The sequence below is a fragment of the Pseudomonas sp. PB120 genome, from assembly GCF_009761815.1.
Taxonomy (GTDB): domain Bacteria; phylum Pseudomonadota; class Gammaproteobacteria; order Pseudomonadales; family Pseudomonadaceae; genus Aquipseudomonas.
Genome location: NZ_RWIN01000037.1, coordinates 1 through 10951, shown reverse-complemented (window position 1 = coordinate 10951; position 10951 = coordinate 1). Strand labels below are relative to the sequence as shown.

The window sequence follows — 10951 nt, the reverse complement described above, 5'->3', positions numbered from 1 at the left end:
CCAGGCTGTGGCTCCAGCCAAAACCGAGGCCGCTGTCGATTTCGGCGGCGCTGGTGCGGTAGAGCCGGGTGAAGTCGAACGGCAAAATACCGTCCAGCGCACCATCAGTAAGGGTCAGCAGTTCTTCGCCGGTGACCATCGACACCGGGCATTGGTGGGTGGCGGTTTTATCGGCGGAATCGGCGGGGTCGCCGTTGGGGTTTTTCGCCTGGGTCGAGGCGTCGTCGCGGTGTTCGTGTTGTTTGAGCGTGGTGTTGCGCTTGGCGTCCCAGCGCAGGTGCATGGCCCCATTTTTCGGGGCGACCGCAGCACCGCGAATGGCAACGCCTTTGTAGTGATCGACGTACTTCGTCAGGGTATTGAGGAGATTGAAAGTCGCCTCGACAAAACGCATCGCGAGGCCCGCCAGCACTGCACCGTACTTAAGCCCACGCGCGGTTAAATAGGCTTTGGCGATGGGCAAACCGACAACCGTCCAGGCCAATGCCGACGCAATCAAAATATCGATCAGTACCGAGACAATGACATGGCTCGCCGCCTCCGAAGTCTTGCCAGCTATCTCGCTCGGAGGTAACGCCGAAAGCCAAAGGCTGGCGGCACGAAACAGCAAGCAAAGCGCCGCTTCATCGCTGGCCAGCAGCATGGCTTTTTCCATCGTTGCCGGTGATTGCTGTGCCAGATCGGCAATTTGCTGCGCACCGCTGCCCAGTTGATCGATGTACTTGGCAGGGTTTTTAAGGATGTCAAAGACCAGGCCCAGGCCGTCCCACACACCAATAAGCGCCGCCCAACTCCCCGCCAGCATGCCGTTGCCCGCGGCGACAAACGCCGACTGCGACCACTGCGGTTTGAACCGGTCCCACTCACTGCGCAGCCAGGTTTCGAGTTGTTTGGTCAGGCCGTCGTAGGACTTGAAAAGCTCATCAACCTGACCCTCAGTCACCGCGCTGTGGACATGAACCCGATAGAACTTGCCGGCAACGCCCTCAAACGTCCCCCTGCCGTTTTCATCGAGCGTCACCGGGGTCGTTTCGCCGCCGTCCTTGGCAATCACATCGACCTGGATGTTTCCCAACGGAATGTCGTAAACCGACTCGAACTTGCTCTCGATCTGCAAAGTCCCGCCCTGCGGACACTGCACCACACTGGAGATGAAGTCGTTGTCGCCAACGCTGACCGAGGTGGTGATATTGCCCACCTTGATCTGCCGGTCCATCCCCACCAGCGAGGGCATGTCCGTGGCGTGACTGACCGCATCCGCCGTCTGGTTGAACCAGTGCTTCAGCTGTTTGCGATAGAGGGACAAGGTGTCCGGAAAACGGTCGAGTTCCTGCTCGATGCGGGCGATGTGCTCCATCAACAGACCAGACGGTATGAAGTGGAGTGAAAAATCAGGTCGAGCATGAGCAATCCCTCGCGCAAAAATGGGCGCGCGAGACTTTGCAGGGGATCAACGAGGAAAGAAGTCAGGAAAGTAAGACGTGGCTGTAGGGCAAATCTCTAAATACCGAACGCCAAATGACACACAGCCAAAAACGCAAACGTGGCGAGAGGTTTCCCTCACGCCACGTTCGTTTATTGGACAATTATGGGGTTGTTAAGCAGAACCGCGAGACGCCAACTCTTTGAGTTTAAGCTCAGCCAGCGGATGCCCGGCCTTGGCAGCAATCGCCCAAAACCTGGCCGCTTCAGCCGGGTCCGGCGCCTTGCTCGGTGTCCCCGCCAGGCTGATCACGCCTACCTGATACGCCGCTTTGCCGTCCCCGGCCAACGCCGCCAGGCGCAACAGCCGGACACCTTCCTCACGAGCCCCAAGGCCGACACCGCGAAAGGTCAGGATGTGGCCATAAAAGCTCTGGGCACCGACATCACCCAGGTTCGCCATGCGCGCGAACTGGCCCTCGAGCCAGCTCCAGCCGCGTGGCTGGCGTACAAACCACGACCAATGAAACAACCGGCGGGCCAGCCAGTAGCCGGCCCGTGCCTTGAGGCGTAAAAACACTCAGGCCTCCGCCGATTCCGGGTACTCGTATTCGAACACTCGCACCACTTCCGACGCGTGCCAGGACGCGGCGGCAACACCATCGGACGGGCCGGAGAAACGCCCCAGACGCTCGACACATTCAAAGAAACCGGTACGCGGCAGGCGGCTGGCACCCTGGCTGATCACCAGCGAGCTGCGCAGGGGCTGCTCGGCTTTGGCGTCCAGTGCGGCCAGGTGTTCAAGGGCAGCGGTCAGGGTTTGCATGGCGGGCGTGGGTAGCTGCAAACGCTCCAGCAAGGCGCGGTAGGTCAGCAAATGGCGCTGGCGTCGCGCCTGATCCAGTTCGCCCAGCAAACCGTCCCAATGTTGACGACTGATGCGTACGCTCACGATTCATCCCTCCACCCTGGCACCGTCAATTCCCAGGCCAGGCTGCGGCGTATCGCAGCGTCGGGTTGACGCTCGCCACTTTCGATCAAGGCCAGGTATGACGGGCTGATGCCTACCGTGCGGGCGAGCGCCTCGATGGCGATGCCCTTCCCTTCGCGCAAACTGCGTAATTGATCCAGACCTGGGAGAATCGTGTCTGGTGATGCGGCGTGACGCACTGGCGCGTCGGGCGCCGGTTGTTCGTTGATGCCTGCTGCTTTCAGTAGAGCCTGATACTGAGCCCACGGCAGAACCGCATATTCGGGCTCGCCTTCGCGTGTGATTATCTGAATATCCATGACTTCCCCGTAGGACAACGACACTTAGCGAGTCGGCGCTTTTCCCTAGAAGTGTAATCCTAACAGCGGCCACGGTCGCGGGGGTATGTATATAGGAGCGATACTCAATGAAATCAGGTCTTTTTCGGCCCCTGAAGCTGAAGTTGTTCGGGGGTATCCGGCAGGCGTTCGACGACTGCCAGTTTCTCCGGCAGCTGACGCTTGCGCCAGGCACGGAAGGCGTTGAGTTCGTCGTCGAGGACCTTCATCAGCCACGCCAATACGGCGATGTCATCGAGCATGCCGAAAACCGGGATGAAATCCGGAATCGCATCGACAGGGCTGAGGAAGTACATCAGGCCGGCGACCACCGAAATCAGCGCTTTCGGGCTAATGGCGCGGTACTCACCCCGCCAATAGGCAAGGCACAGTGCCTGCAACAAGCGCAGGTCGTCCTTGAATTTTCCCAGACGGGCGCCTTGGCTGGCCCCTTTGCTGGCGACGGCAAACAACAAGGTCGGCAAACGTCCACGGGCCAGCAGGCGCCCGGCCAGTGGCAGGAAACGAGCGAAATTCCACGGTGCTTTCATCATTCCTCCCGCTGAAATGTTATCCACACAAATTGTGGATAACCTTGTGAACAGACCTGCATTTCACGGCTGAGAGCCCCGTTTCATAAGGCCCTGACTCAGATCGGGCGTTTTTTACTCACATAAAAAAACCCAATATTTCATTGACTTGGCGCTCTGGCGCGGCTAGCGCGAGCGTCCTCAATGGCTATGACTCCAGCCTACAGCATCCGTTCGCTTTGTTTACCCCTTGCTGAACCCCAGATGCAACAACGCCCCGCATAAGCGAGGCGTTGTTGTCAGAGCAGACGCGAATTACTTGGCAGCGTCTTCTTGTTTTGCCGGATCTTTGATCGCCAGCAGTTCCAGGTCGAATACCAGCACCGAGTTGGCTGGGATTGCCGGGCTAGGGCTTTGCGCGCCGTAGGCCAGTTCGCTAGGAATGTACAGTTTGTACTTCTCGCCAACGTGCATCAGTTGCAGGCCCTCGACCCAACCCGGAATCACACCGCTGACCGGCAGATCGATCGGGCTGCCGCGCTCTACGGAGCTGTCGAAAACGGTGCCATTGGTCAGCTTGCCGGTGTAGTGAACAGTCACGACGTCGGTCGGCTTAGGCTGTGCGCCATCGGCTTTCTTGACCACTTCGTACTGCAGACCGGAAGCGGTGGTGGTGACACCGGCTTTCTTGGCGTTGTCTTCGAGGAATTTCTTGCCGGCGGCTGCCGACTCTTCGCTCATTTTGGCCATGCGTTCTTCAGCACGCTTTTGCAGTGCTGCGAAGGCTTCAACCAGTTCGTCGTCCTTCAGTTTCTGCTCTTTCTTGCCGACGGCATCTTCGATGCCTTGGGCTACGGCTTTGGAATCCAGGTCATCCATGCCTTCCTGAGCCAGGCTTTTGCCCATGTTCAGGCCAATGCCGTAAGAAGCTTTTTGCGCCGGAGTTTTCAGCTCTACGCTGGTCTGCGAGTCGCAACCCGCAAGTACCAGGCTAACCAGGGCCACCGCCGCCGCCAACCGATGCTGTTTCATGCTATTTCCTTGTTCATGCGCCTAAAGGGCAATCGAGTAAAGCCGCGAGCTTATCAGGCGGCCACGACCAATGGCTACCGGCATGAGAGCAGGAAACTTCTGATAAGTTCAGGTGTTTTAACGCATTTCCGGAATCGGAGGATGAAGCTTCTGTCATCTTCGTCTCACAGTCGCTGATCCCGTATCCCACGACATCTGGCGTAATGGCCACTTGCCGCCCAGCTGAGGCTGGGGCATAAGTGAGGGATAAATTGACAAGGATGTTCATCTTGCGCCTCTTGTTCCGCTTGTTAGCTCTGATCGCTGTAATGCTGGGACTGGGCCTTGCCGTGGTTCTGTATTACATCGCCAACCCGAAACTGCCGACCTGGTCTCCTGCACAACAGGTGCATTACCTGGAGCAATGGAGCGCCGCTGACCGCGAGACTTATTACTTCACGCCCCAGGGCACTCAGGTCAAAGGTTTGCGCTACGACTGGTTCAACGCCCTTGAACTGCCCTTCTCGCAACAACGGTTCGCCGCCCCCGACTACCTCGCACGCTTCGGTTTTCTGATTGACCCTGGCCAGAAGCCTTCGTTGAACAACCCTGGCAACCTGCCGGTGGGGTTTGCCCGTCATCAGAACCCTGGGAGCCAGGATCAATACCTGGACATCACCTGCGCCGCCTGCCACACCGGAGAGCTGCGATTCAACGGCCAGGCCGTACGGATCGACGGCGGTTCAGCGCAGCATGTCCTGCCTTCCAGCGTTCCTACGCTACGCGGTGGCAGTTTCGGACAAGCACTGGTCGCCAGTCTTGCAACGACCTACTACAACCCATGGAAATTTGAACGTTTCGCACGCAACGTGTTGGGCCAGGACTACGACACCCGTCACCAAGCCCTGCGCGAAGACTTCAAGGAATCGCTCGATACGTTTGTGAAAGTGGCCTGGAACGACACCCATCGCGGCCTCTACCCGACCGAAGAAGGCCCCGGCCGCACCGATGCGTTCGGGCGTATTGCCAATGCCAGTTTCGGCGATGCCATTTCCCCCGCCAACTATCGGGTGGCCAATGCCCCGGTTGATTATCCGCAACTGTGGGACATGTGGACCTTCGACTGGGTGCAATGGAACGGCTCCGCGCAGCAACCCATGGCCCGCAACATCGGCGAGGCATTGGGCGTAGGCGCCACGCTGAATTTCTTCGACAGTGACGGCCAGCCACTCAAGGGCGACAACCGTTATCCGTCCAGCGTGCGAGTGCGTGATTTGCACCAGATCGAACAAACCCTGCAACGCCTCAAACCACCGAACTGGCCGGAAGAACTGCTGGGCGCAATCGACAAGCCGTTGGCCGCCAAGGGTCGCGACTTGTTCACCGAGAATTGCGCCGGCTGCCATGTCCCTCGTTCAGTCGAAAGCGACGGGCGCTGGGTGCAACCGCTGAAAATGCTGCCTGTGGCGTACATCGGCACAGACCCCGGAGCCGCCGACAATATTGCCGACCACCGCTTCGACCTCAGCGCCCTGCAATGGGATCCGGAGGAACTGAAGACTCTCGATGTGCACTTGCAACCGCCTCCCGCCGAACCACTGGATTTGAGCAAGCTTTCGTCGGCCAAGGGGTTGGCGTACATCACCGCTTTCGTCGAAAAGCGCGCTTACCGTGACGCGGGCATTCCCGTCGCCGAGCAACCGTCCATGGACGGTTTCGGGCTGCCCATCGGGGTCCGGGAATTGCGTGCCTACAAGGCACGGCCGCTGGCGGGTGTGTGGGCGACAGCGCCGTTCCTGCACAACGGCTCAGTGCCGAGCATTTACCAGTTGCTCTCGCCCCAGGACGAACGCTCGACCACGTTCTACAAGGGCACCTTCGAATATGACCCGAGACATTTGGGGTATCGCACCGAGGCGTTCAGCAACGGCTTCGTATTCGACACGCACATCACCGGCAATCACAACAGCGGCCACGAATTCCGCGCCGGCAAGCTCGGCAACGGGGTGATCGGTCGCTGGCTGCAACCTGAGGAACGCTGGGCGCTTCTCGAATACCTGAAAGTGTTGGGCGGACCGCTGGAGGCACAACTGCCATGACTGGATTGTGGATGCGTTTTGGCGCCTTCCTCGGCAAAACCCTGCTCCTGGTGCTGAGCCTTGGACTGCTCGGCTGGGCGCTGGCAACCGCCTGGTTTGCCTGGCAGCACAGCGGGCCGGTGTCCGCTGAAGAACTGATCCCGGATGGCGAATCGGCGATGACCCAGGACGTCATTCAGACCGCCGTGCGCATCGTTGATCAGCACCGTGAAAGCACGCGTTACCTGCGCGATGCTCATGCCAAGGCGCACGGCTGCGTGAAGGCAGAAGTTCAGATCCTGCCGGCACTGGCGGATGAACTGCGTCAGGGTGTCTTTCAAGAGCCTGGCAAAACCTGGCAAGCGACAATGCGCCTGTCCAACGGCAATGCTTACCCGCAGTTCGACAGCATTCGCGACGCTCGGGGGATGGCGATCAAATTGCTCGATGTGCCTGGCAAACAGTTGCTCGATGATCAACAAAGCCGTGGCGAACAGGATTTCGTGATGTTCAGTCATCCGAACTTTTTTGTCAGCGATGTCGCCGAGTACCGCCAGAATGTGGCGGCACAGGCCGATGGAAAAAAGTTGATGGCGTTTTTTCCCGGCTGGGATCCGCGTGACTGGCAGATTCGGCACCTGTTTATCGCGCTACAAACGCTCTCCCCGGCCCCGGAAAGCCCAACGCGGACGACGTATTTTTCAGTGTCGCCCTACAAGTTCGGTCAGGCCAATGCGAAGTTCAGGGTGATGCCCGATCCTGACAGCTGCCCGTCCTACGCCCTGCCGGCGCAAAACCAGAAGCTGCCGAATTTCCTGCGCAATGCGCTGAATCAGCAATTGTCCACGGATCGGATACCGGCGTGCTTCGTCTTGCAGATACAGCGACAGGATCCGGCCAAGTACATGCCACTTGAGGATACGAGCATCGAATGGAAAGAAAGTGATGCGCCGTTCGAGACGGTGGCGCGAATCAAAGTGCCGGCTCAGGACTTCGATACGCCGGCGATGAACCTGCAATGCGACAACCAGTCATTCAACCCCTGGTTTGGTCTAGAGGCCCATCGGCCCATCGGCGGCATCAACCGCCTGCGCAAAGCGGTCTACGAAGCGGTCAGCGATTACCGCCACAGTCGTAATGCGCAGCAATAGGCAGGGAGTACGCGATCCGTAGCAGCTGGCGTAGCCTGCGTTCGGCTGCGTAGCAGTCGTGAAATCAGGCGCTGCGGTGTTTCAACAAGACCTTGCACTCAGGTTTTACGACTGCTGCACAGCCGGACGCAGGCTGCGCCAGCTGCTACAGAGTCCGTGCAAAAAAAGTCAAATCCCACACAGCAAAAAGCCCGCATTAAGCGGGCTTTTTCCGTGGTGACCTGGCGTTCAGCGTTCCAGATTACCGAATATGGCGCAGCGGACGGGACTCGAACCCGCGACCCCCGGCGTGACAGGCCGGTATTCTAACCGACTGAACTACCGCTGCGCGTAACATTGAAAGTAATGGTGGGTGATGACGGGATCGAACCGCCGACATTCTGCTTGTAAGGCAGACGCTCTCCCAGCTGAGCTAATCACCCTTTACCTTCGTTGCGGGGCGCATTGTGCCACAGATTTTCATAAAGTGTTGATTTAATTGAAAAATATTTCAAATAAATCTGAAAACCGGTGAAACCACGCGTCCCGCAGGAACAACGTACAAACTGTGGACAGAAAAAAACCCGCGTTAGCGGGCTTTTCCGTGGTGATCTGGCGTTCAGCGTTCCAGGTTACCGAATATGGCGCAGCGGACGGGACTCGAACCCGCGACCCCCGGCGTGACAGGCCGGTATTCTAACCGACTGAACTACCGCTGCGCGTAACACTAAAGCGAATGGTGGGTGATGACGGGATCGAACCGCCGACATTCTGCTTGTAAGGCAGACGCTCTCCCAGCTGAGCTAATCACCCTTCACTTTCGGTGTGGCGCGCATTCTACGGAGCGACCTAACCTCTGGCAAGCACTTTTTTAAATAATTTTTGCAGGCCTTCCAAAGGCTTAGAGAAGGGTTGGCCTATGGCGTCGCTAAGAGAATAATGCCCCCCTTTGCATATAAGGAGAGACTCGCCCCATGTGGTTCAAAAACCTGCTTATCTATCGCCTGACCCAAGATCTGCCTTTTGATGCCGAGGCGTTGGAAACTGCACTGGCGACCAAACTGGCGCGTCCCTGTGCAAGCCAGGAGTTGACCACCTACGGTTTCGTTGCACCGTTTGGCAAGGGCGAAGACGCTCCGCTGGTACACGTCAGCGGCGACTTCCTGCTGATTTCCGCCCGTAAGGAAGAACGTATTCTGCCGGGCAGCGTCGTGCGTGACGCGGTGAAGGAAAAGGTCGAAGAGATCGAAGCCGAACAAATGCGCAAGGTCTACAAAAAGGAACGCGATCAGATCAAGGATGAAATCATCCAGGCCTTCCTGCCGCGCGCCTTTATCCGCCGCTCGTCGACCTTCGCTGCCATCGCGCCTAAACAGGGCCTGATCCTGGTCAACTCGGCCAGCCCGAAACGCGCCGAAGACCTGTTGTCCACCTTGCGTGAAGTGATCGGCACGCTGCCGGTGCGTCCGCTGACCGTGAAAATGTCCCCGACAGCAACCATGACTGAATGGGTCACCACCCAGAAAGCCGCGGACGACTTCTTTGTACTGGACGAGTGCGAACTGCGCGACACCCACGAAGACGGTGGCATTGTCCGTTGCAAGCGTCAGGACCTGACCAGCGAAGAAATCCAGCTGCACTTGAGCACCGGCAAAGTGGTCACTCAGCTGTCGCTGGCCTGGCAGGACAAGCTGTCTTTCGTCCTGGACGACAAGATGGTGGTCAAGCGCTTGAAGTTCGAAGACCTGCTGCAAGACCAGGCGGAACAGGACGGCGGTGAAGAAGCCCTCGGCCAGCTGGATGCCAGCTTCACCCTGATGATGCTGACCTTCGGTGATTTCCTGCCGGCGCTGGTTGAAGCGTTGGGCGGCGAAGAGACTCCGCAAGGGATCTAAAGCCTATTGATCTCTTATGTAGGAGCGAGCCTGCTCGCGATGGTCTGTCAGTCGCCCCACTTTGCCTGACACTCCATCGCGAGCAGGCTCGCTCCTACAGGGGTTTTGCAGCGTTACTTAAAATAAGGAACAGGCCATGCGCGCACTGGCTGCATTGAGTCGCTTTGTCGGCAACACCTTCGCTTACTGGGTACTGATTTTCGCCGTGGTCGCATTCTGGCAGCCGGCCTGGTTCATCGGCCTCAAAGGCGCCATCGTGCCGCTGCTGGGGCTGGTAATGTTCGGCATGGGCCTGACCCTCAAACTCGAAGACTTCGCCGAAGTCGCTCGCCATCCGTGGCGCGTGGCCCTTGGCGTGGTCGCTCACTTCGTGATCATGCCCGGTGTGGCGTGGTTGCTGTGCCAGGCTTTCCACCTGCCGCCAGAGATCGCCGTCGGCGTCATCCTGGTGGGTTGCTGCCCAAGCGGTACGTCGTCGAATGTGATGACCTGGCTGGCACGCGGCGATCTCGCGTTGTCGGTGGCCATTGCGGCCGTCACCACCCTCCTCGCCCCGCTGCTCACCCCTGCGCTGATCTGGCTGCTGGCCTCGGCCTGGCTGCCGGTTTCGTTCATGGAGCTGTTCTGGTCGATCCTGCAAGTGGTGCTGCTGCCGATCGTGTTGGGTGTGGTTGCCCAGCGCGTGCTCGGTAGCCGTGTTCGCCATGCAGTGGAAGTGCTGCCGTTGATCTCGGTGGTAAGCATCGTGATCATCGTCACCGCCGTGGTCGCCGCCAGTCAGGCCAAGATTGCCGAATCCGGTTTGCTGATCATGGCCGTGGTCATGCTGCACAACAGCTTCGGCTATCTGCTGGGCTATTTCACCGGGCGCCTGTTCAAGCTGCCATTGGCCCAACGCAAATCCCTGGCGCTGGAAGTCGGCATGCAAAACTCCGGCTTGGGCGCTGCCCTGGCCAGTGCGCACTTCTCGCCTCTGGCGGCCGTACCCAGTGCGTTGTTCAGCGTCTGGCACAACATTTCCGGGGCGTTGCTCTCGACGTATTTCCGGCGGATGAGCGAGAAAGAAGATCGGGAAATGGCGGCTCGACAAGCCACCGATTGATCCGAAAACTTGATCCTCAGGTTAATGATTGGCACTCTATGGCGCAACGCGAGGACGACCTCGCGGCTCGATCGAGTCATTAATCTGGGGACGACCCCGTCAATCGATGGAGGTCCTTTGTGTCCTGGATCATTCTGTTTTTCGCCGGCCTGTTCGAAGTGGGCTGGGCCGTCGGCCTAAAGTACACCGACGGTTTCAGCCGCCCGCTCCCCACCGTATTGACCGTTGCCGCCATGGCCATCAGCCTTGGTTTGCTGGGCTTGGCCATGAAGGAGCTGCCGCTGGGCACGGCTTACGCCATCTGGACCGGTGTGGGTGCGGTCGGGACGGTCATCGCCGGGATCATTCTGTTTGGTGAATCCATGGCACTGTTCCGGTTGGCCAGCGTGGCCTTGATCATTGCCGGGCTGGTGGGCCTGAAAGTCAGCGCCTGAATTGCGGCTACAAAAAAGCCCGCGCCAAAAAAAAAAAAAAC

Annotated in this window: 11 protein-coding genes and 4 tRNA genes; 5 read left to right on the top strand and 10 right to left on the bottom strand. The window is 58.7% G+C overall.

What is annotated here, in order from left to right:
* From EJA72_RS06475 to EJA72_RS06450, 6 genes are all read right to left on the bottom strand, one after another.
* The coding region (locus EJA72_RS06475; protein WP_256679640.1) for a DUF6531 domain-containing protein at positions 1–1357 on the bottom strand (1357 nt) is incomplete at its 3' end.
* A gap of 240 nt (positions 1358–1597) precedes the next feature.
* Positions 1598–2002 (bottom strand): sel1 repeat family protein, encoded by a 405-nt coding sequence (locus tag EJA72_RS06470; protein WP_178129114.1) that lies wholly within the window; start codon positions 2000–2002, stop codon positions 1598–1600.
* Positions 2003–2374, bottom strand: coding sequence for a hypothetical protein (locus EJA72_RS06465; protein ID WP_003223109.1), 372 nt, complete (start codon positions 2372–2374; stop codon positions 2003–2005).
* A complete protein-coding gene (locus EJA72_RS06460) occupies positions 2371–2712 on the bottom strand; it encodes a helix-turn-helix domain-containing protein (RefSeq protein ID WP_157710665.1) in 342 nt (113 codons plus the stop codon). Before EJA72_RS06460 ends, EJA72_RS06465 begins: the two co-directional genes overlap by 4 nt.
* 113 nt (positions 2713–2825) lie before the next feature.
* The gene (locus EJA72_RS06455; protein WP_157710664.1) at positions 2826–3281 is read right to left on the bottom strand and encodes a YkvA family protein; all 456 of its coding nucleotides are present in this window, start codon (positions 3279–3281) and stop codon (positions 2826–2828) included.
* A 294-nt stretch (positions 3282–3575) separates the two neighbouring features.
* Positions 3576–4292 carry an FKBP-type peptidyl-prolyl cis-trans isomerase gene (locus tag EJA72_RS06450; RefSeq protein WP_157710663.1) on the bottom strand — a complete coding sequence of 239 codons (717 nt, stop codon included), beginning with the start codon at positions 4290–4292 and terminating at the stop codon, positions 3576–3578.
* A 269-nt stretch (positions 4293–4561) separates the two neighbouring features.
* On the opposite strand from EJA72_RS06450, the gene EJA72_RS06445 reads away from it, so the two are divergent.
* Both EJA72_RS06445 and EJA72_RS06440 read left to right on the top strand, forming a co-directional pair.
* Positions 4562–6370: a di-heme-cytochrome C peroxidase gene (locus tag EJA72_RS06445; protein WP_157710662.1), complete on the top strand. Its 1809-nt coding sequence runs from the start codon at positions 4562–4564 to the stop codon at positions 6368–6370.
* Positions 6367–7500 (top strand): catalase family protein, encoded by a 1134-nt coding sequence (locus EJA72_RS06440; RefSeq protein ID WP_157710661.1) that lies wholly within the window; start codon positions 6367–6369, stop codon positions 7498–7500. The genes EJA72_RS06445 and EJA72_RS06440 overlap by 4 nt, the downstream gene beginning before the upstream one ends.
* A 251-nt stretch (positions 7501–7751) precedes the next feature.
* Here the strand turns inward: EJA72_RS06440 and EJA72_RS06435 are convergent.
* From EJA72_RS06435 to EJA72_RS06420, 4 genes are all read right to left on the bottom strand, one after another.
* Positions 7752–7828 (bottom strand) — tRNA-Asp (locus tag EJA72_RS06435).
* Positions 7829–7846: 18 nt separating this feature from the next.
* Positions 7847–7922: transfer RNA gene (locus EJA72_RS06430), tRNA-Val, on the bottom strand.
* A 199-nt stretch (positions 7923–8121) separates the two neighbouring features.
* A tRNA-Asp gene (locus tag EJA72_RS06425) sits at positions 8122–8198 on the bottom strand.
* An 18-nt stretch (positions 8199–8216) separates the two neighbouring features.
* Positions 8217–8292: transfer RNA gene (locus EJA72_RS06420), tRNA-Val, on the bottom strand.
* Positions 8293–8453: 161 nt separating this feature from the next.
* Between EJA72_RS06420 and rdgC the strand changes: the two genes are divergently transcribed.
* From rdgC to sugE, 3 genes are all read left to right on the top strand, one after another.
* Entirely contained in the window at positions 8454–9374 is a 921-nt protein-coding gene (rdgC, locus tag EJA72_RS06415; protein WP_017340046.1) for a recombination-associated protein RdgC, read from the top strand.
* Between the two features lie 136 nt (positions 9375–9510).
* Positions 9511–10476 carry a bile acid:sodium symporter family protein gene (locus tag EJA72_RS06410; protein WP_157710660.1) on the top strand — a complete coding sequence of 322 codons (966 nt, stop codon included), beginning with the start codon at positions 9511–9513 and terminating at the stop codon, positions 10474–10476.
* A gap of 119 nt (positions 10477–10595) precedes the next feature.
* The gene (sugE, locus tag EJA72_RS06405) at positions 10596–10910 is read left to right on the top strand and encodes a quaternary ammonium compound efflux SMR transporter SugE (protein ID WP_178129112.1); all 315 of its coding nucleotides are present in this window, start codon (positions 10596–10598) and stop codon (positions 10908–10910) included.
* The last annotated feature ends 41 nt before the right edge of the window (positions 10911–10951 follow it).

Bases quoted from the DNA above. Each gene is read 5' to 3' on its own strand.
- EJA72_RS06450 (WP_157710663.1), bottom strand. From the start codon at position 4,292: ATGAAACAGCATCGGTTGGCGGCGGCGGTGGCCCTGGTTAGCCTGGTA.
- EJA72_RS06440 (WP_157710661.1), top strand. From the start codon at position 6,367: ATGACTGGATTGTGGATGCGTTTTGGCGCCTTCCTCGGCAAAACCCTG.
- EJA72_RS06410 (WP_157710660.1), top strand. From the start codon at position 9,511: ATGCGCGCACTGGCTGCATTGAGTCGCTTTGTCGGCAACACCTTCGCT.
- rdgC (WP_017340046.1), top strand. From the start codon at position 8,454: ATGTGGTTCAAAAACCTGCTTATCTATCGCCTGACCCAAGATCTGCCT.
- EJA72_RS06460 (WP_157710665.1), bottom strand. From the start codon at position 2,712: ATGGATATTCAGATAATCACACGCGAAGGCGAGCCCGAATATGCGGTT.
- EJA72_RS06455 (WP_157710664.1), bottom strand. From the start codon at position 3,281: ATGAAAGCACCGTGGAATTTCGCTCGTTTCCTGCCACTGGCCGGGCGC.